At 58.7% G+C, this 20213-nt stretch carries 15 protein-coding genes; 8 read left to right on the top strand and 7 right to left on the bottom strand.

Translation table 11 applies throughout. From position 1 onward, the window contains the following. Positions 1-3: 3 nt before the first annotated feature. From HQL56_04205 to HQL56_04195, 3 genes are read right to left on the bottom strand one after another with little or no spacing between them, the layout of a single operon-like run. Positions 4-1782, bottom strand: a complete 1779-nt coding sequence (locus HQL56_04205; GenBank protein ID MBF0308714.1) for an asparaginase — start codon at positions 1780-1782, stop codon at positions 4-6. Next, positions 1772-4063: an asparaginase gene (locus HQL56_04200; GenBank protein ID MBF0308713.1), complete on the bottom strand. Its 2292-nt coding sequence runs from the start codon at positions 4061-4063 to the stop codon at positions 1772-1774. The genes HQL56_04205 and HQL56_04200 overlap by 11 nt, the downstream gene beginning before the upstream one ends. Before the next feature lie 3 nt (positions 4064-4066). Continuing rightward, positions 4067-5389, bottom strand: a complete 1323-nt coding sequence (locus HQL56_04195; GenBank protein MBF0308712.1) for an ATP-binding protein — start codon at positions 5387-5389, stop codon at positions 4067-4069. Between the two features lie 416 nt (positions 5390-5805). Between HQL56_04195 and HQL56_04190 the strand changes: the two genes are divergently transcribed. Continuing rightward, complete coding sequence (locus HQL56_04190; GenBank protein ID MBF0308711.1) at positions 5806-6648, top strand: aminotransferase class IV; 843 nt, start codon at positions 5806-5808, stop codon at positions 6646-6648. Positions 6649-6812: 164 nt separating this feature from the next. Here HQL56_04190 and HQL56_04185 read toward each other — a convergent pair whose 3' ends face one another. Further along, positions 6813-7400, bottom strand: a complete 588-nt coding sequence (locus tag HQL56_04185; protein MBF0308710.1) for an HAD family hydrolase — start codon at positions 7398-7400, stop codon at positions 6813-6815. A gap of 78 nt (positions 7401-7478) precedes the next feature. Here HQL56_04185 and HQL56_04180 point away from each other — a divergent pair, with 78 nt between their 5' ends. The 6 genes from HQL56_04180 to HQL56_04155 all read left to right on the top strand — a co-directional run bounded on the left by HQL56_04180 (position 7479) and on the right by HQL56_04155 (position 13777). Then, positions 7479-8429 (top strand): 50S ribosomal protein L11 methyltransferase, encoded by a 951-nt coding sequence (locus tag HQL56_04180; GenBank protein ID MBF0308709.1) that lies wholly within the window; start codon positions 7479-7481, stop codon positions 8427-8429. A gap of 317 nt (positions 8430-8746) precedes the next feature. Beyond that, complete coding sequence (gene mtnA / locus HQL56_04175; protein ID MBF0308708.1) at positions 8747-9799, top strand: S-methyl-5-thioribose-1-phosphate isomerase; 1053 nt, start codon at positions 8747-8749, stop codon at positions 9797-9799. Positions 9800-9900: 101 nt separating this feature from the next. Continuing rightward, on the top strand, positions 9901-10656 hold the full coding sequence (locus tag HQL56_04170) for a MotA/TolQ/ExbB proton channel family protein (protein MBF0308707.1): 756 nt from the start codon (positions 9901-9903) through the stop codon (positions 10654-10656). Between the two features lie 31 nt (positions 10657-10687). Then, a complete protein-coding gene (locus tag HQL56_04165; protein ID MBF0308706.1) occupies positions 10688-11320 on the top strand; it encodes an OmpA family protein in 633 nt (210 codons plus the stop codon). A 6-nt stretch (positions 11321-11326) separates the two neighbouring features. Then, positions 11327-11923: a PilZ domain-containing protein gene (locus HQL56_04160; protein MBF0308705.1), complete on the top strand. Its 597-nt coding sequence runs from the start codon at positions 11327-11329 to the stop codon at positions 11921-11923. Between the two features lie 42 nt (positions 11924-11965). After that, entirely contained in the window at positions 11966-13777 is a 1812-nt protein-coding gene (locus tag HQL56_04155; protein ID MBF0308704.1) for a hypothetical protein, read from the top strand. 42 nt (positions 13778-13819) lie between these two features. Here HQL56_04155 and HQL56_04150 read toward each other — a convergent pair whose 3' ends face one another. From HQL56_04150 to HQL56_04140, 3 genes are read right to left on the bottom strand one after another with little or no spacing between them, the layout of a single operon-like run. Further along, positions 13820-15055 carry a DUF1015 domain-containing protein gene (locus tag HQL56_04150; protein ID MBF0308703.1) on the bottom strand — a complete coding sequence of 412 codons (1236 nt, stop codon included), beginning with the start codon at positions 15053-15055 and terminating at the stop codon, positions 13820-13822. A gap of 36 nt (positions 15056-15091) precedes the next feature. Further along, a complete protein-coding gene (locus tag HQL56_04145) occupies positions 15092-16150 on the bottom strand; it encodes a response regulator (protein MBF0308702.1) in 1059 nt (352 codons plus the stop codon). A gap of 25 nt (positions 16151-16175) precedes the next feature. Then, positions 16176-19649 carry a PAS domain S-box protein gene (locus tag HQL56_04140; GenBank protein ID MBF0308701.1) on the bottom strand — a complete coding sequence of 1158 codons (3474 nt, stop codon included), beginning with the start codon at positions 19647-19649 and terminating at the stop codon, positions 16176-16178. Between the two features lie 171 nt (positions 19650-19820). On the opposite strand from HQL56_04140, the gene HQL56_04135 reads away from it, so the two are divergent. After that, the coding region (locus HQL56_04135; GenBank protein ID MBF0308700.1) for a hypothetical protein at positions 19821-20213 on the top strand (393 nt) is incomplete at its 3' end.

Raw genomic sequence — 20213 nt, 5'->3', positions numbered from 1 at the left:
GCGCTATTCCATGGTGTAGATGTTGAGTTCGGCATCTTCCCAGGCAAAGGAGGCGCCCGCATCCCCCTCCAGGGCAATACCGATGCGCACCTTCTGTTTGGCCCTATCCCTGGCGGAACTCTGCTTGGCTAAAAAGAGGTGTTTCTTTAGGGTCAGATCGATTGCCAAGCTTTCTCCTGTGCTTTCGTCCTGAACCAAGGCCCCTGCTGGAACCTGCCTGCGAGGAAAGGCCCCCAGAAAATTCTCCCCATGCTCCCTGGTTTCACCATCATTGAAGAGTTTAATGGTAACCCGGTGGTCAGGGTCGGTACTTCCGCTAAACAGTCGCGCATTTTTGAAGCGCAGCATGACCCGGTCAATACGCTCCGGATCAGCAACACTGTTGAGATTTCCTGAAATCTCAATCGGACTTGCGCCCTGGGTCAACGTCTTTTTGCCTGGCAAATCTGAGGTTTCAAGGCTTAAACGCTGTTCCCCAGCCATGGATTGCTGCATAAACTTCTTTACGGAGTTAATATCGTTGCCGTATTTTCCCAGTAGGACCATGAGCTTGCACAGAGCTGCCTCTGGCGTAATGTCGAAGCCACCGATGATGCCCCTATCCACCAGTACCTGGCTGGTTTCATAGAGTCCCATGACCACCTCCCCCGCCGGGCAACTGGTGGTGCAGACCACCACACCTCCGCGGTCAATAAAGTCACGAAAAAGATTGAGAAAAGGTGGATCTGTGGGAATATTTCCTGCACCATAAGCTTTCAAAACCACCCCGCGCAAATTTGAATCTTTGAGAATATTTGCCAATACTGGAGAGTGCTGCATCCCGGGAAAGACTTCCACGATAATAACGTTGGTATCCATATCTTCCATAAACTCCACATCTAATTCTGGGGCTTTGCGCAGGTGTTTGCGCTCAATCATGATGTGGTCCCCCGCCTTGCCAAGGCGAGGGTAGTTCGGGGAGTCGAAACCTTGATACTCAATAACATTCATCTTTTTTGACCGACACCCCCGGATAATAATATTCCCAAACGAGATGATTACTTCCGGAATCATTTCCAGATTGTTGGCTTCAGGATTGGCCAACATGATGGCAGTGATCATGTTCTGGTGGGCATCGTTGCGTGGATTGACGATGCCCGCAATTTGGGATCCGGTGATCACCACGGGCTTACCCAAATCCAGCATCATGAAGGAGAGGGCCGAGGCGGTATAGACCATGGAGTCGGTGCCATGCAACACCACGAAACCGGAGTATTTGCTGTAATTGGCCTGAATGATGCGCAGAATGGCGAGCCAGTGCGGAGGACCGACATTACAGGAATCCAGGGGATCGACGAAGGCCACCGCGTCCACGGGGTAGCCCAAGGCTCCCAGCATGGGACCGGCATTTTTCAGATCTTTCCAGGGCTTGACCACCTGGGGACTTTCGGGATCATCCGGATCCTTGGGGGCGCTCCCGATAGTCCCCCCGGTGTAGATAACCAGCACCCCCTGCTTTTCGCTCAACATTCCTCTGGCGTTATCAATGGCAATAGGAACGTAGCGATCCAGTTCAGGAGCGATCGTTTTGAGCTGACTGGAGGCTACCTGCTGGAAAGAGGCGATATTTTCGAAACGCATCTTGGTCAGGGATTGCAGAATGGCACTGACGGCCTCTTGTTGCTCACTCTTCAACTTGGCGAAGGCGCTCTCCTGCTTCAGGGTTTGGGAAAAAAAGCGCATGACTTCGTCGATGCGGTCGTCTTTTTCCAAATCCGTCAAGGCCACTGGTTCAATGGACATGGGTATCTCCTGCAAGAATGACTGGAAAGAGTGAGGATTGGCGATTGGCCCGATCCAACTGTTCGCCGTATTCGCCCTCTTCGCCGACAAAGATGGTGCGCATGCGCCGTTTGATTTCTTCCATCCTGTCCGGGGGACGACACTCCCGATTGACGCACCCCACCACCCAGGCAAACTTGGTGAAGGCCGCTGCCAGGGTCAGGTTGCCTGCCGGAATGGCACCGTACTGGGCCGGAACGCTGGCCATCTCATACTGGTTCTGGGTATAGGGATTGATGGGCACCTGGCTGGCAATAAGCACCGGGGTTCCCAGACTCACCGCATCCCCGATCAGATTGCGGAAGTTGAAGGGATCCCGGTTGGGAATGTTACCCAATCCCGGCGTAGTGATCAGGATGCCGTCCAGGGGTTCTCCACGGTCATGAGAAAGATGCAGAATCTCGCGATAAGGATCGGGGCGCACTCCCGGAGCCAGGGTGATCAGAAGCAGGCGGTCGGCAATGTAAGGTCGAAAGAGATAGGGGGTGTTCGGTCCCTTGGTTCGGTCCATGGCGAATTCGTTGACCAGATAATTTTCCGTAATGCGGGCCAGGTGGGGCCAACCGGGGGAGTCGAAGCCGTCGTAGGTGCGGTCGTCGCGTTTTTCGGCCCGAACCGCCCGCATGACCCGATCCCCGAAACAGATCTGCACCTCCGGAATGGCCTTGTCGTTGGCAGCGGCGTAAACCGAACGATAGAAGTTCTGCCGGGTATCGCCATGCAACTGGTCGATGGTGGTCTGGGCCCCGGTAAAGACCACCGGGCGATCCAGGCCACGGCCCAGCATGAAGGCCACGGCGGAAGCCGAGTAGGCCAGGGTATCGGTACCGTGGGCGATGACGAAACCGTCGAACTCCTTGCGATGCTCATCAATCCATTTGGCAATTTCCACCCATTCTTTGGGGGTGACGTTGATACCGTCCAGGGACCATTTAGCGATGGATTCCACTAGGGCCAGACGATTCAACTCCTCCTGAATGAAGGAATCGATCAGGTTGAGGGCTCCTTCGAAGCTGGAACGCCCGCCATCGGTGACCATGCCCATGGTTCCACCCACATGGATCAGAGCAATACGACGAGGCAGGCTGGGGGCGTGAAGGGGGGCCGCTTTGGCCGAAGCCCTCTGTTCATACTGTTTCACCACAGCCTCGGCCCATTCCGGCGTCAAATGGGCCTGATAGAGGGGATTGGCTACCCGCAAGCTGCCATCGGCATTCCGGCGCACCAGTCCGATGTTTTCCAATGATCCCGCCGCCGACAACCCGTCGCGGGCGAAAACCGTCTCCTCCCCCTTGTGAATGCGGACATAAAGTTGCGTCAGGGAAAAGATCCGTGAACCCATGTCGGTCAACTGCTTGTCCATGCCTTGCAGGTGATTGCCCACCAATCGTCTGGGTTCCACCAAGACCTCTTTTTCCAGAAGCGGCCAGTAACCGCTCGGATCCTCCTCCCTCTGCAACTCCATTCCCAGTTGAGCCGTGAGGAAGGGCTGCCCACCGGTCAAGTTCAGCAGTCGAAAGAGGAGGTCGTCCACTTCCTGAAAGGGAGACCCCGGAAAGGCCTGTTGCGCCATTTGCAAACGTACCTCGGGGGTATTGGGAAGAAGCTCCAGGGGAACGTTCTGCCAGTAGGCGGCCGTGGCTCCTCCCGTGTTGTAGTCCATGAACATTTCCATGGGGGTCAGTACCGAAACCAACAGCAGCACCACTCCCCGCGAGGCCGGAGTGTCGCTCTGGAAGAACTCCCGCATGCGCAAAAAGAGTTCGGCCAATTCCCCCTGTTTGTGGACCGTCATGCTGTCCACTTCGTCCAGGAGTAGATAGAGGCGTTTGCCACCGCTGAGCAGACTGCCCAACCGTTTCAACAGGCGAATCCAGTAGGAGGCTGGGCTCTCCATTTTTCGCGCCGGCAAGCGCCGGGATAACTCCGGAAGGGCCTTTTTGCCATCCTCAAGAATCTTTTCCACGACCAGCAGCAGGCTTTCGGAAAAACTTCCCCTGGTGAAAAAGAGGCTTAGGTTGACTTCCAAGCAGAAATGTCCTTGAGTCTCTAGACGGCGGCGCGTTTTGCGCATCAAACTCGTCTTGCCGCTTTGCCGACCGGCGTGCAGATTGCAGTGCAAACCCTCGGAAAGCATGCGAAAGAGTCGCTCATCCGCCGCACGTTCCACATAAACGTAACGCCGGTCGTCGATGGCGCTGCCGGCAAAAAAGGGCTTGGGTTTGGCGGAGTTGTCCGACATGGCTTATGCTTTGGCCAGACCTTCCCGCAACCGATCAGAAAGCCACTCCGAAGACGGGATCAAAAAATCCCGGTTTTGCCCATTCCAGCGGCACAACCGGCTATCCACCAGCCATTGACAGACCATGGCCCGATTCGCGCCAAGACGGGTTTTCGGCCCCACCAGTGCATCGATCAACTTCTTTGCAGGATTATCAAACTCACCGCTCCCATTTGCTTGATCAGGCTTATACCCCAAGGCCGCCAGCAGGGGCTTCACCAACTGCTCCAGCGCTACAGGGGCCAGCAGGGCCAACGCCTCATCAGGAAGCATTCCATCGGCAAGCAGGCGGGTATATCGGAAAGTCAAGTAGGGGTGGCCTTGAAAATACTCCCAAGCACCATCAACCAGTGTTGCTTGGTCTTCTTTATTGTTGCATATTATATTTATGATTTTTTCAACCTCCGATTCGGGAACTGGCAAAACCGATATCGTTCTCAACTGGCGATAAAAGAAGCTTGCCGGTCCTAACAAATCATAAATCCAACCCCCCGTTTCATCATAGGCAGCGAGAAGGCCAACATCCGCTCCTAAATTACCTTGACTGCCAAGAATTTCATGAAGACCGAACGAAAGATCTTTAAGAACTACCTGATTAAGTTTATTAATATGATCAATCAAAAAAGTACATGATTGATCTTCTTTTAAATTCTTGAGTATGTTCTTCTCAAGCCACTCGGCCAGCTTGTCGGAAGCCTTCAGGCGAACGGAAAAACGCGCCGTATTCGGAAGCTGAACGCGACATACCTGGTCCAGCCAGACGAAAAAGTTGCTTTCAGTCTGGCTATTGAAAACCTTGGCATCAATCCGAAACACATGATGCCCCTTGCGCTCCAGATACTGTTCGGCCCTTTCGAGGAGGGTACTCTTCCCGGTTTTGACCCCACCAACAATCGCTGCACGCAAGGGAGGAAGATCCAACTCCCGCTTCAGAGTTTCCCAGCACGGCAAATGCATGCAAACCGGGTTTCCCGCCGGGATGGGGCTTTCCGGATCGAGCTGCATTGGAGCCAACACCAGGGCTTTGTAGTCCTCGGAAGCTTCGATGAGAGCCAATTCACGGGAAAATCTAGCCCTATAATCCGTTTTATTTTTTTCAGCCAGATCGTCAATCAATCTAACTAGAGCTGAAATAACTCTTCCTCTGCTTTTTTGCGAAAAGTCAGTACCATGATTAAACCAGCGTGAAAGCTGCCCCTGGTTAACTGAAGCCGCTTCCGCCAGGATCTTCTGGTTTAGTTCTTTGATGTTTTCAACTATGATTTTTACAGCATCGCTCAGCAGCATGTCGTCACCCTCATTTTGCAAGGATGTTAGCCTGTATTTCGGCATTCGTCAAACACATACTAAATTAAGTTATTCGTAGGTGACTTTTTCCCTGCTTTTCGAAAAACATACCTGGACGTTAATTTGGGCGCAAGTTTTTAGCTTAAATTCCTCAAAAATAATCTGCCGATGAAATATATTTATAACTTAAGAGGTGATTTGGTTTTTTTGTATATCCTATAGCATTGACATTCAAAAATTAAACCATGCCAGACATCTAATATTGATACCGCACCCTTTACGCCAATCGTTCGTGAAACAGATTTGTGTCAAATTTTTTCGGTTAAATTTTTATAACATAATTACAACTTGACCCGGATTGCTTGTTTGTCATACTTCTATTGGCTTGTCAACTCCCTTTCGGAGAAAATAACGTGCTGGCCTATCTCAACGGACACTTCGGGGAGGTTTCCCAACTGGCGCTTTCGCCGCTTGACAGAGGCTTTTCCTTTGCCGATGGGCTTTACGAGGCCGTGCGGGCTTACCAGGGCGTCTGGTTCCGCATGGAAGAACATCTGGCCCGACTCGACCGGGGGGCCCAATTTCTGCGTCTCAACCAGACCACCCTGCCCCCCCTTGCCGAGATCGCCGATACCTTGCTGGGGTTGAACAACCTCGACGGCCAGGACGCCCTCTTCTATCTGCAGATCAGTCGCGGCGTCGCCCCGAGAGCCCACGCCTTTCCCAACCCCGAAACCGCCCTCACCTGCTTTGCCTTCGTCAAACCCTTCTCCTCCAAGGTCGAGGAGATGCAACAGGGCATCGCCGCCGTCAGCGTTGCCGACATCCGCTGGCTGCGCTGCGATATCAAAACCACCGCCCTCACCGCCTCAATCCTGGCACATCAGGAAGCCATCGACCGGGGAGCCAGGGAGGCCCTCTTCGTGCGCGACGGGCGCATCACCGAGGGCAGCCACACCAACTGTTTCGGGGTGCGGGACGGGGTGCTGTTCACCCATCCGGCCAATCACCTCGTGCTGTCGGGCGTCAACCGTCAGGTGGTTCTGCAGATTTGTCGCCGGGAGGGCTTCCCGGTTCGGGAGGAGGCTTTCACGATGGCAGAGGCTTTGGAAGTTGAGGAACTCTTCGTGACAGGCACCACCACCGATGTCACCCCGGTGGTGCGTCTGGATGGCCAAACAGTGGGCAACGGTCTGCCCGGCCCTGTCACGCGATTCATGCAAGAGAAATTTCGGGATGAAACCAGATCAATCCTTTGACTTTCAATATGTTATCCTTTAAAAATCAAAAAAAAGAAATGTTCTGTCCTTTGACTTTGAATTAATTATTTTTTATTTTTTAAAAAAATTAAATAAAAAATAATCAAAATCAACAGATTAGAACATTTTCTTTTTTTGATATTTAAAAGATTAAATATTGAACGTCAGGGAAACGGTTTGAAATGGGGCTGATGGGCCAGAGCCAGCATCTCCCTGTCCCCGGCGCTGTCCCCGTAAGCGTGAATTTGCTCGAAGGCGGAAGGATCCAATACCGCCCGGATGCGGACCACCTTCTCCGCCCCGTAACAGTTGGCCCCGGCAAGACGTCCGGTGACACGGCCCGCCACCACCTCCAGCCGGCTGCCCAGCAGTTCCACCCCTTCCCGCTCGCACCAGGCCGCCAGCCAATCCTCGATTGAGGCGGAAACCAGAATCACCCGATGCCCCGAGGCCACATGCCAACGCACCCGCCGCAACCCCTCCTCGCGCAGCAGCTCCGGCACCCGTTCCAAAGCGTAACGCCGCGCCACCTCTCGAAACCGCTCCACCGCCCAGCCTCGGAAAAAATGGCTTAAAACCCGTTCCTTGGCCGGCTGGTTGGCAATCAACCCCAGGCCGTAGCCCGCCAGAACCGGAGAGAGCCACAGGGCTCCCAAAACAAAACGTCCCGGTCCCACGGCGAAGCGCAGGAAATCCATGAACGAATCCCTCTTGGTCAAGGTGCCGTCAAAGTCGAACAAAGCCAGTTCCATGCCGTGCGTTCTCCCGTGCCTGCAGCCTGATGGGCTGCTAAAATAGGCCAAATGGTCCGAATCAAGGAAAGGTTGCCCATGCAGGAAGTGCAAATCAAGGCTCAGCGCGACGACGTTCCCCGGGTGGAAGCCGCCCTGGAACGGCTCGGCGCTCAGGCCATCGTCATCGAGGAGATTCTCGGTTCCCCCCTGGTGGTCACGCCGGGGGAGATCTTCGCCCTCTCCAGGGTCAAGGGCTACTTCGGCAATCGCGTCGATTCCGATCGGCTGGGCGGGGAGCTGATCGCGCTGCTGAATCAGGAGGGCATCGCAGCCGATCCGCTGTGGGCCAATGTGGCCGACGACGGCTGGGAAGAGGCCTGGAAAGAGGATCTGCAGCCCATTGCCGTGGGCCGAAGCCTGCTGATCGCCCCCACCTGGTGCGAACTGCCGCCCGACCACCCGCCGCACGTCATTCGCCTCGATCCGGGCATGGCCTTCGGCTCCGGAAGTCACCCCACCACCCAGGGCTGTCTGGCGGCGCTTGAAGAACGGGCGCTTCATCCTCCGGGACTGGGTTATACCCTCGACCTGGGCACCGGGTCGGCCATCCTGGCCATTGCCGCCATGCTGTTGGGCGCTTCCGGCGTTCTGGGCACCGAAATCGACAAGCACGCCGTGAAGGTGGCCAAAGCCAACATCGAAGCCAATCTGGGGCCTAACCGGCTGGCCAAAAAACCCTCTCCGGGATGCGTGTCGGTGCGCACCACCGCCTGTCTTCCCGAAGGGCGCTACGATACCATCGTGGCCAATATTCTGGCCAACGCCCTGCAGGAGATGTTGCACGGCCTGAAGGATCCCTGCCCGCCGCGCTCCCTGGCGGGCCTGCTCAAACCCGGCGGCTGTCTGATTCTCTCGGGCATCCTCCAGGAGCAGACGCACCCCTTGATCGAGGCCTGCGGCAAGGCAGGGCTCGTCGCCATCACCAACCATCACCACGGGGAATGGGCCGTCATCACCGCCTTCGCGCCACGGGAGAAGGATCTGTAAAACTGATACGCCTTTAATTATTTGACTTTCAATATGTTATCTTTTAGAAAGTAAAAAAAGAAAATGCTCTATCTTTTGACTTTCCGTAACGATTCAGCCCCCCGCATTGAGCGGCATGATCGTGTCAACGGCGAAAGGAAAAGTCCCAGGGGTGTCCCCTGGACCCCATGGGGTTGGACGTCCACAGCAAAAGTCCCGGGGCGCTGCCCTGGACCCGTCGGCGGGGATAATCCCCCCCGAACCCCCGTATACCTGAACAGATACGATCATCAAGCCCCGTTGCATCGCCGTTTTGCAATTTGCTCAGGAGAATCCGCATGAGTGTTTTCGACGTGGCCGTTTGGCGCAAGGACCGGGTGGTGATGCTGGATCAACGGCTGTTGCCCTCCCGCGAAGTCTACCTGGAGTACCACTCCGCCGCCGAAGTCGCCGAGGGCATTCGCACCATGGTGGTGCGGGGTGCCCCGGCCATCGGCTGCGCCGCCGCCTTCGGTGTGGCCGTGGAAGCGCATCGGCTGGCCCCGCAGCCCGACGCCGAAGCCTGGAAAAACGCCATGGCGCCCGGATTGGCCACCCTGCTGGCCAGCCGCCCCACCGCCGTCAACCTCTCCTGGGCCGTGGAGCGCCTGCGCCCCTTGCTGGAATCCACCCCCGCCGATCAGGTGCCCGCCCGTCTGCTGCGCGAGGCGGAAACCATTCGCCTGGAGGATATCGCCTCCTGCCGCGCCATGGGTCAACTCGGGGCCAATCTCCTCATCGAGGTCAAACCGGGCAAACCGTTGCACATCATGACCCACTGCAACGCCGGCGCTCTGGCCACGGCAGGATACGGCACCGCACTCGGCGTGATTCGCGCCGTGCGGGAGCAGAACCGCCCTGTCCTGGTCTACGCCACCGAAACCCGCCCCTACCTTCAGGGGGCCCGCCTCACCGCCTGGGAACTTCTCAAGGATCGTATTCCCGTCACCCTGATCACCGACAGCATGTCGGGATATCTCATGTCCAAAGGGGATATCGACGCCGTTGTGGTGGGCGCGGACCGTATCGCCGCCAACGGCGACGTGGCCAACAAGATCGGCACCTATACCCATGCCGTCCTGGCCAAACGCCACAATATCCCCTTCTTCGTGGCTGCGCCCCTCTCCACCATCGATTTCGCCTGCCCCGACGGCAGCGCCATCCCCATCGAGGAGCGCGCTCCGGACGAAGTGACCCATTGTCTGGGGCAGCGCATCGCCGCCCTCGGCGTGTCGGTGCGCAATCCCGCCTTCGACTGCACCCCCGCCGAACTCATTACCGCCATCATCACGGAACGCGGCGTGGTGCAAAATCCCTCCCTCGCCACCATGGAGGCTTTGAGACTGGCATGAACCATGCTGCATATCTCGACGACGCCACAAGACGTGATATAATGTCAGGATAACCAAACAGTGGAAGGGCGTCCGTAAACCTGGGAAAGGATCGGATCAGCATGGATCTGGCAACCATCATCGGCATCACAGGCGGTCTGCTGCTCCTCCTCGGCTCCATCCTCTGGGGGGGGCATCTCGGCCATTTCGTCGATCTCACGGCTCTTCTCCTGGTGGTGGGGGGATGCGTGACCACTCTCTTCGTGAGGCATCCCCTCGACGAAGTGAACAACGCCGTCGCCGTCCTGCGCAAGTGCCTGTTCCTGAAACAGCCGAAGATGCTTTCCGTCATTGAACAGTTGGTCGAGATGGCCAACTTCACCCGCAAGAACGGTATTCTGGCGCTGGAAAAGATGAAATCCGACGATCCCTTCCTTCAGGAGGCGGTGAATCACTGCGTTGATGGCGCCGACCCCGAATTTCTGGAACATGTGCTGGACATGGAGGTCAAATACCTCGGCGAGCGTCACAATCGGGGGCGGATCCTCCTGGAAGGTCTGGGGGAATCGGCCATTGCCTTCGGACTGCTGGGCACCGTCGTCGGACTGATCAAAATGGTGGGGGGCCTGGAAGACCCCGCCAGCCTCGGGGCCGCCCTCTCCACGGCCATGGTCTCCACCTTTTACGGCGCGTTGATCGCCCATCTGTTCGCCTATCCGCTGGCCGCCAAACTGGCCAACTACAGTCTGGAGGAGCAGCATGTGCGCCGGGTCATCATCGACGGCATGATCGGCATTCAAAAAGGGGTCAATCCGCGTCTGCTCCAGGCCGCTCTCAAGGCGGCGCTGCCACCCCGGCTGAGGGAAGTCAAATCATGAGTGACGCCCAGTCGAGGTTTTGCCACGCCCCATGAACGACGCCGCTTCCCTGCCGGGTTCCTCCTCGTCGCGCCACCTTCTGGCCACCTTCGTCAATGTGGTTCTGGTGATGGTGGCCGTGCTGCTCTATCTGCTGGCCAACCGGCCCGCCGGACACGGAGCGGCCACACCGGTCGTCGCGCCTTCGGGCAACGAGTGGCAACTGGAGGTCGATCTGGTCAAAATCCGCGAGCGTTTGAACCAACTGCTGGCCGCCAACCCCAAGGTGGGCGGAACCCTGGTTGAAAACGAAGAGGGGTTGCTGGTGCAATGGCCCGTCGATTCGCTGCTCGATGCCGGCACCCTGGCCATTCGTCGCGAGGCGGGCCCGCTGTTGCAACAACTGGCCGTGCTGCTCGCCACGCTGCCGCAGAACGTGCGCATCATCGCCTATGCCGACAAACCCTCCCCGGAGATGATCGGGCGTTTCCCCAACGCCTGGGCCCTGGCTTCCGCCTACGCCTCTTCCGTGGCCCAGGTTCTGGCCGCCAACGGTGTCGAAGCCAGTCGCATGGAAACCCGAGGTCAAGGCGAGAATCCCGCCGGACGACGCCTGGATATCCTCATCAGCCGTGGCTCCTCCGCCCCCCGCGTCGCAGAGAGCGCCCCCACTTCGGGACACTGAACCGCCATGCCCGAATCCCCACCTTCCCCCGGCTCCGATCAAAAACGTGAATTCGTGCGGGTAGACGACGTTCTGCCCCTGGCCTGGAAGCGCATCACTCCCGAAGCCCACGCCGCCGTGATGGAACACTTCACCAGGTTTCGGGCCCTGCCGTCGGAAGATCCCATTCAGAAGTTTCTCTCCACCATGGATGTAGCCCCCACCCTGAAACAACTGGAAGGCAAGGATCCCATGCTGGCCGCCGTTCTGGCCCGGCTCGACATGAAGCTCAACCTGATGATCCGCCTTTTTCATCCGGGCCAGGATGCCCAGCCGATGATTCCCACCGAGGTCAACATGAGCGGTGGCGGCATCGCCTTCTGGGAGGAGAATCCACCGTTTGCGGTGGGGGATGTCCTGGAGATGCGCCTGGCCCTGTCCAACAATACGCTGGCCTCCTTCGAATGTTATTCCCGCGTCGTGGCCATCGTCGCCAAGAATCGCCAAAACCGCGACAAGGTGGCCTGTCGGTTCGAACCCATCATGTCTTTGGACCGGGAACGCATCATTCAATACATCTTCAAGCGCCAAGCGGAACTCTTGCGCGGCTCCCGACAAGGCTGATACGATTTCGGCACATTCCCTCTGCGAGGTGTCCAACGGACAGTGAACAACCCGTCACCGCCCACCGACCGGGACGAAACGGTTCTCGTACCCGCCTATTTCTGGTGGCAGAAGTGTACTTCAGCCTATTTGCACACCATTACCCGTCAATATGCCAAATCGCATTTATTGCCGGCAATGCGCCCCCACTATCTGCAGGGGGCTTACACGCTGGTGGACAAGGAGAGTCCGTTGCTGGCCCAATGGGGACCGCGACTGGGCCATCCGATGATGCGCTCCATGTTGGCTCTGGACCATAAACTGGTTCAACTTCTGGCCTCGACCCTGCCGCATCCCCATCAGGCCGTGCAAAACGCTCCGCAGGACCGGGTGACGGCCATCTCCCCGAACGGCTTCAGCTTTCGCAGCAATCAACCGGACTTAAAGCCGGGTGACTGCCTGGAGGCCCACTTCGGACTCTTTTCCGATGCACCGGTCTTCATGCGTTGTTTTGCCCGCATCGAGCGTCTTTTCCCTCCCAATGCCCAAGGCGCCCGCCTGGCGGAATGCCTTTTTGCCCGGATTCCCCGTCCGGTCGACCCGAACGACGCCAATCCGCCGGCTCTCCGGGCCGAAATGGTTCCGCTGCTCGCGGAACCAGCCCCGTTGCCCCGAATGGCCGTTACCAGGGAAAGACCGGCTGTCACGCCGACCCCCGAGACGATGCTTCGACCCCCACCCAGGGAGGAAAAGATGGAAGAACAGCCGGGAAAGCGCTCTCTCAAGCGACAAGAGCCCCTTTTCGACACCGTGGACCTGCCCCCTTCCAAACCCGGAGAGAGCGATTTTCTGCAACAACCGCCCGCAGCCAAAAGCGCCGACGATCAGCCGATGCACCTGATCATACCCGATGAACCGTCTGCGGCCAGCGTTGCGGAGGCCAACCGGCGGCGGGACTTTCGAGTCAACGACGAGATTCCCTTTGCCTGGTTGCAGGTCAGCGAAGAGGATTTCCGCTTTCTGGAAACCGGTTTTTTGGCCTACCAGAAACGCGGACTTCCCCTGCTGCCCATGGAAAAGGAGGAGCAGACACTGCTGGATCGTATCGACGAGCGACTGGCCAAGGCGCGTCACCGCAAATCCAATGCGGAACGGTACCTCTTCTGGTACCGCCACCAACTCGATCTCTACTTCCGTCGCGCCAACTTTCCCGAAGAACAGGCTCACTACCTGCAAATGATCCGGCAGTTGTTCGAAATCACCGATCTGTTGCACGAACAGCGGGACGTGGCGCCTCGCATTCTCTCCTGTCTGAATCTGATCAAGCGCCGCGCCGAGCAGCATCGCAAGAGCGAATGGGCGGTCTTTTCCGAACCCGATCCCAACAAACGCCAGGAAGAGGCGCAACTCCATCAGTTGATGCATCAGGAGACGGAAAAGGGGTTGCGGCAACTGGAAGAGGTGGATGCGGCCTGGGGAAAACGTCTGGGATTGCTGGGCGGTGAACTGAATGCCGTCAACTGGCGCATCAAGGATCGCCCCGAAGCGCGTGACCATCCCATGGACACCTTGATCACCTATCCGGTCAACATTTCCACCACCGGCATCGCCTTTCGCACCCATCGCCGGGAGTTGAAGGTGGGGCACCTGCTCATGGTTTCCCTGCGACTGACTGCGGACAACGAGACCTATCAGGATTTTCGCACCCTGGCCAAGGTGGTCATGTTGAAGGATCCCGATCCCACCCACCGTATCCGGGTGGCCACCATGTTCACCTTGCAACAGGCCAAGTTGCAGGAGATGCTCGGAGCCCACATCACCCGGCGGCAGCGCGAATATCTTTCGGGCAGGGTGCAGGTCAAAGGCGGGGCGTGAGGGGGCCGGGAGAGCGAGGGGTATCGCTCTCCCGTCTCCTGATCAGAAAGTCTGCAACACCAGTCCATCCAGCAGCTTCGGTTCGAACCAGGTCGACTTGGGCGGCATGACCTGACCCGCATCCGCCACGGCCATCAAATCGGCCAACCCGGTGGGGAACAGGGAAAAGGCCACCTGCATCTCTCCGGAAACCACCCGCGCTTCCAATCCGGCGGTGCCCCGGGCTCCTCCCACGAAGTCGATGCGCGAGTCCCTCCGGGGGTCGGTGATGCCCAACAGCGGCTCCAGCACATGACGGGAGAGCAGACTGACATCCAAAGCGGCCACGGGGTCGCTCTCCTGTGCCAGTGACTCTTTCAGGCGCAAACGCCACCATTTCCCAGCCAGGAACATGCCGAAGCAATGCGCTTCCACGGGCTTGACCGCCCGGGGCGAGGCCTCCAGCTCGAAGGATTGCCGCAAGGCTTCCAGAAACCCTTCCACCGAGTGGCCGTGCAGATCCCTGACCACGCGGTTGTAATCGAGAATGCGCATCTGGTGATCCGGGAAACAGACGGCCATGAAACGTCCCCAGGGGGCCTCGTCGGGACAGGGATGCCCTGCGGAAACCCGGCTTTGACAGACGGCGGTAGCGGCGGCGCTGCGATGATGCCCGTCCGCCACATAGAGGTCGCCGGCTTCTTCGATGGCCTGAGCCAGACCACTGACCCGCCCGGCCTCGGAAACCACCCAGAGACGATGCCTCACCCCATCCCGCGCCATGACATCCAGTTCGGCGGGACCGGTGCGGCATTCGGCCAGCAGGGACTCCAAGGCGGCGTGACGGCGGTTGACCAGCAGAACCGGTCCGGTATGAGCCCCCAGAGCTTCCGCCAGCCGGGTACGATCCTGCACCTTGTCAGGGCGGGTGTGTTCATGTTTGCGCACCCGGTTGTCCAGATAGGCCGCAACGGAAACCGCGCCCACCAGTCCGGTCTGCTCCACACCGGGGGCGCTCATGCCGTAAACGTAGAAGCAGGGGGTTTCATCCCGCCGCAGCACGCCCTCCCGGCAAAAGGCGGCGAACGTCTCCCCCGCCCGGGCATAAACCCGGACATCGTCCGCGGCAACGTCGTCGGGCAGATCGATTTCCGCCTTGGAAACATGCAAAAAAGAACGGGCGTTCCCAGCAGCCATGCGGGCTGCCTCCTGACGGTTCAACACGTCATAGGGCGGAGAGGCCACATCGGCGGCCAGGGCCGGCAAGGGACGCCAGCCTTGAAACGGTTGCATCACCATCGATCGTCTTCCCTTTTGCTCAAACATCTATTGCGGTCAACGCACCTGCTCGGCCAACCAGGTACGGGTTTTGACATTCAGTACCGTCAGGGCCTCTTCCAGGCGATCCAACACGGGGCCGGCCCGGGAAAGATCTCCCGAGCGGCCCATGGTCTCCAGTCCTCGCGCCAGGAAATAGACCCGCGTGCGCCCCAGGGCGGAAGAGGCCCCCTTGAAACTGTGGGCCGCATCCAATACCTCCTCGGCATCCCGAGCCCCGATGCCGTTGCGAATGCGTTCAATATGGCGGTTCGCATCGGTGAAATAGAGTTCGATGACCTCGCGGGCCAGTTCCATATCGTTGGAGACGGTTTGCATCAGGAAGGGAAAATCGGGGCCTTCCAACCCCTCCTCCAGGCCCTGCAGTTCGGGGGAATCCCCCGGACGGGGCGAGGCCGGAGCCGACTCCGACCCCGGCGATGTTTCGCCACGTCCGTCCAGAACCCGATCCATTTCGGCAAAGAGCCGTTCAGCCCGGATCGGTTTATCGTGAAAACCGTCCATGCCCACTTGCAAGACCCGATCCCGTTCCGTCGGATCGGTGCGGGCCGTCACCGCGATGATGGGCGTATGGGGCAGCCCCTTCTGGGCTTCCAAATCGCGAATGGCCAGGGTGGCCTGGAATCCATCCATCACCGGCATGCCCAGATCCATCAGTACGAGATCGAAGGTTTGGGAACGCATGCGTTCCAGGGCCTGTTGTCCATCGGTGGCCACGATGACCCGATGGCCCTGCATGCCCAGCAGGCGGTCCATCAATTTCTGGGTAAGGGGATTGTCCTCCACCACCAGGATGGAGAGCTGTCTCAAGGCGTTGCCGTTGGCTGCCGCGCCGACGCGCTCCCGATGGCCCGGCGGCTCCCTTTTCCACTCTTCGCCCTCCTCCACCAGAAGGTGGCGGATGCGCGATACCAACGCCTTCTGCTCCCCGCTCAGAATGGTACGCGCCAGCCGGTCGCAGCAGGCCAGAATCTCCAGACGCGCGGATGCCGTCAGACGGAACTGTCCGCCCTCTCCGCCGCGATAACCCCCACCGGACATGGTATCCTCGTGCATACCCCTTTCAGCCCCCAACCTTCTCCTAGAAGTCTTCCACGAATGCTTCCACCCGGCGGTAGGCCCGCTCCAGATTTTCCAGGGAGGAGTCGACCTCCTGCCAATCCCCGGCGGCAGCCGATTGTTCCAGCCGGCGGGCCAGCCGGGTCATTACCGAAGCCCCCATGTTGGAACAGGCCCCCTTGAGTTCATTGGCCGCCTCGACGAGATCCTGTGCCTGTTTTTGATGCCCGCATTCCCGTAACTTGTCAAGCAGTTCGCGTGCGGAAGGCATGAAATGGCGCATCAGCTCCCGGATAACCTCCTCATCGTGCCCAAACAACTGCTGTAACTGAGTGATGTCGATGGGCGGCATGTCGGAGGCGCTTTTGGGAATCCAATACTCCAGCTTTTTGCGCAACTCCTCCGGCGAGACGGGTTTGCTGAGGTAGTCGTCCATGCCCGATTTGAGGCAGCGCTCCCGGTCGCCTTTCATGGCGTTGGCGGTCATGGCGATGACCGGAATGTGCCGCGAGGAGGCCCGATCCATGCGCCGGATGACGTGCGTGGCTTCGAAGCCGTCCATGACCGGCATCTGGCAGTCCATGAGAATCAGGGCGTAGGGCAGGTGGGAGACGGCTTCCACCGCCTCCTTGCCGTTGGAGACGGCGTGAACCGCATAACCCAGTTTTTTCAGCTGCATCACCGCCACCTTCTGGTTGACGGGATTATCCTCGGCCAGCAGCAGCAGTTTGCCCGACTCCAAGGCATCGTAGGCATCCGGTGCCGGTGGAATGGTGGTGGTTTCCTTGTTCTCCGAGGGGACGAAGGCTTCGACGAACGGCATCACCGAGGCGGGATCAACGGCCCCGATCAGGGTTTCCACCAGTTCCAACTGGCGCACGGGTTTGACCAGAACCGCCTGATAGCCGACCTGACGCGCCTGCTCTTCCCAGGATTTGTCGTGGGAATCGGCCAGCACCAGCATGGGAGTGCCGTTGGTAATGCCGCTGGCGCGACACGCTTCCGGGAAATCGAGGCAGGGGATGTCGCCCACCTCTTCCGACACCAGGATCAAATGGAAGGGTTGCCCCTCCAGCCGGGCGGTTTCCAGGGCGGCCAGAGCGGCCTGAGCCCCGATCACCCCGCAGCAGCGGGTTTTCCAGGAGGTGAGGGTGGCGGTCAGTATTTCCAGATCGGAGGCCTGGTCCATGACCAGCAGGATGGAGAGATCCTGCAAGGAGTGGGTATTGAGCTTGTCGCTCTCTTCGGCGGTTTTCAGGGTGGAACGACGCAACGGCAGGGCGAACCAGAAACGCGCACCCTCCCCTTCCACGCTTTCCACGCCGATCTCCCCGCCCATCAGATCCACGAGCCGTTTGCAGATGGCCAGCCCCAGGCCGGTCCCACCGTATTTGCGGGAGGTGTCGCTGGCCTGGGTGAAAGGCTGGAACAGACGGCTGCGCACCTTTTTCGACAGCCCGATACCCGTATCCGAGACACTGAAGAGCAGGCGGATCTCCCCCGGAAATTCGCTTTCCAGCTCGCAACGCACCACCACCTCGCCCTCTTCGGTGAACTTGACGGCGTTGCTGATCAGGTTGAGCAGCATCTGGCGCAAGCGCCCCGGATCGCCACGCAGCACCCGGGGTACTCGCGGGGCCACGAAGGTCATCAGGGAGAGCCCCTTGGCGTGGGCCTGGGAGGCCAGCAGTTCGGCGGCCCCCTCCACCACCGTTACCGGGGTGAAGTCGATCTCCTCCAGGTCGATCTTGCCGGCTTCGATCTTGGAGAAGTCGAGAATATCGTTGATCAGCGAGAGAAGGCTGTCCGCCGACTCTTTGATGATCTCCGAAAACTCCTTTTGTTCGTTGTTGAGGGCGGTATCGAGCAGCAGATCGTTCATGCCGATGATGGCGTTCATGGGGGTGCGGATTTCATGGCTCATGTTGGCCAGGAATTCCGACTTGAGCTGGGAGGCCTCCACCGCGTTGTCGCGCTGCTGACGCAGATCCTTTTCGAGCGTCAGCCGACCGGAAATCTCCTGGAAGACCGCGACCGAACCCACGATCTCGCGACCTTCCATCAGGGGGGTGGTCACGTAGGAGACCGGCAGCATCTGGCCGTCACGGTGGATGAAGAAGTCTTCGTCGATGCGAAAGACCCGTCCCAGCAGGGAGCGATGCACCGGACACTCCTCGGGAGTGACCAGGGTGCCGTCCGGGCGTTTGAAGTGGATGACATCGTGCAGATTGCGTCCCAGCACCTCCGCCTCTTTCCAGCCCAGGAGCTTTTCGGCCCACCGGTTGAGAAAGGTGACCCGGCCTTCGAGGTCGAGACAGTACATGCCTTCGCCCATGGCGTCGGTGATGCGGGTGAGAAAGTCACGGGAGGAGGCGATACGGGCTTCGCCCTGCAGTCGTCCGGTGATGTCGGTGCCGATGGAAACGTACTGGAACGGCCGCCCGGCGGGGGTCATGAAGGGCACGATGGTCATTTCCAGCCAGAAGGGCAGGCCGTCCTTGCGGCGGTTGCAGATCTCCCCCCGCCAGATGTGCCCGGAGGTCAGGGTGCGCCACAACTCCTTGAAGAAGGATTTGGGGTGGTAGGCGCCGTTGAAGACCCGTGGGTTGGCGCCGTGCAACTCCTCCTGGGTGAACTGGGAGGTTTCCACCATCTTGCGGTTGGCATAGGTGATATGGCCGTCCGCGTCGGTGATCAGCAGGGTGGCGTGCTGGTCCAGAGCGACTTTCTGGTGGCCGAGTTCCGCCAGGCTCTCCTGCATCTTGCGGGTGCGCTCCGCCATCATGGCATCCATTTGCTCCCGTTCGGTGACGTCCCGCATGGAGCCTTCGATGCCACGCGGCTTGCCCGCCTGGTCGAGCAGCAGACGACCGTTCAGGGAGATGGGCAACTGGTGGCCCTGACGGCAATAGAGCAGGACATCGAAATCCTCGACCCGTGAGGAAACGCGCAGGATCTCCTGCAGTTCATCCCAGTAGATGGGATCGACGCAGAATTCCACCAGACGCCGTCCCAGCATCTCCCGGGGACGATAGCCCAACAACCGGTGGCAACCCGGACTGATGAAGCGAATGCGCCCGTCCCGGTCCACGTTGAAATAGACTTCGCTGATGGTTTCGCACAGGGATTCGAAGGTGCGCACCGACTCCCGCAGGGCGTTGAGTTCCTGCTGCATCAGGGAGGCATCGCGCACGATGAGCAGATCGGCGCCTTCCGCGCCGGAAAGTCCGTGGGAATGGCCGTTGAAGGCGATTTCGAAGTAGGCGAGGCCGCTGTCGGCCCGGCCCTTGAGGGGCAGCGCCACGGTACACTCGCCCAGAAGCTGGGCCATGTTGCAGATGGGACATTGGGTAGCGGCGGGCAGGGTGATGCGGCGGGAGACCTCGATCCACCAGGCCTCCGCTCCCCCCCAGGGTTGGGTCATCTCCTGCAGCGCACCGCTGACCAGCACCAGCGGCTGATCTTCCATGCGCAAGGCGTATCCGTAGGACGCCATATCGACTTGCTCCATCCAATGGCAGACATTCCCAGTTGCAATAGCGAGTTTAACAGGTAGCAAGGGGCTTGGGGAGGGGGAAGGTCTCCCGTCTTGATTTTTAGAATGGTTTTGAAATACTGTTGCCCGAATCGAAACAGGTGAACTCTGATAAAGTGCGGGTCTCGGGCCATGAATGGAGTCAAAATCACCCTCAGCAACCTGGGTCCGTTGCGCTATGCGGAATTCGAGCCAGGCCCTTTTACGATCATCTGTGGGGAAAACAATACCGGGAAAACCTACGCCACCTACGCCTTGTTCGGTTTCCTCAACTTTTGGCACGAAGGTGGGGTTGCCTTTCCCGTTCCGGACCAAGAGGTGGACACCCTCCTTAAACAGGGCACCTTGAAATTACCAATAGCATCTCTATTAAAACAGGTCAATCCATTTTTGGAGGATATTTCCGATCAATTCAGCAAAAAGCTACGAGTTGTTTTCGCTGCTGACGCTTCTTTTTTCCCATTAGCCAAGATTCGGGTAACAATAGAGAAAGACGTACTGAAACCGCTCACCTACTTCGAGCAG

The sequence above is a fragment of the Magnetococcales bacterium genome (assembly GCA_015231925.1).
GTDB lineage: Bacteria > Pseudomonadota > Magnetococcia > Magnetococcales > JADGAQ01 > JADGAQ01.
Note: the sequence above shows the minus strand (reverse complement) of the source record. Positions and strands in the feature narration are given on the sequence as shown.

Coding starts and splice junctions, on each gene's coding strand:
- HQL56_04185 (MBF0308710.1), bottom strand. CDS start 7,400: ATGGAACTGGCTTTGTTCGACTTTGACGGCACCTTGACCAAGAGGGAT.
- HQL56_04140 (MBF0308701.1), bottom strand. CDS start 19,649: ATGGCGTCCTACGGATACGCCTTGCGCATGGAAGATCAGCCGCTGGTG.
- HQL56_04170 (MBF0308707.1), top strand. CDS start 9,901: ATGGATCTGGCAACCATCATCGGCATCACAGGCGGTCTGCTGCTCCTC.
- HQL56_04195 (MBF0308712.1), bottom strand. CDS start 5,389: ATGCTGCTGAGCGATGCTGTAAAAATCATAGTTGAAAACATCAAAGAA.
- HQL56_04160 (MBF0308705.1), top strand. CDS start 11,327: ATGCCCGAATCCCCACCTTCCCCCGGCTCCGATCAAAAACGTGAATTC.
- HQL56_04150 (MBF0308703.1), bottom strand. CDS start 15,055: ATGGTGATGCAACCGTTTCAAGGCTGGCGTCCCTTGCCGGCCCTGGCC.
- HQL56_04200 (MBF0308713.1), bottom strand. CDS start 4,063: ATGTCGGACAACTCCGCCAAACCCAAGCCCTTTTTTGCCGGCAGCGCC.
- mtnA (MBF0308708.1), top strand. CDS start 8,747: ATGAGTGTTTTCGACGTGGCCGTTTGGCGCAAGGACCGGGTGGTGATG.
- HQL56_04165 (MBF0308706.1), top strand. CDS start 10,688: ATGAACGACGCCGCTTCCCTGCCGGGTTCCTCCTCGTCGCGCCACCTT.
- HQL56_04145 (MBF0308702.1), bottom strand. CDS start 16,150: ATGCACGAGGATACCATGTCCGGTGGGGGTTATCGCGGCGGAGAGGGC.
- HQL56_04205 (MBF0308714.1), bottom strand. CDS start 1,782: ATGTCCATTGAACCAGTGGCCTTGACGGATTTGGAAAAAGACGACCGC.
- HQL56_04180 (MBF0308709.1), top strand. CDS start 7,479: ATGCAGGAAGTGCAAATCAAGGCTCAGCGCGACGACGTTCCCCGGGTG.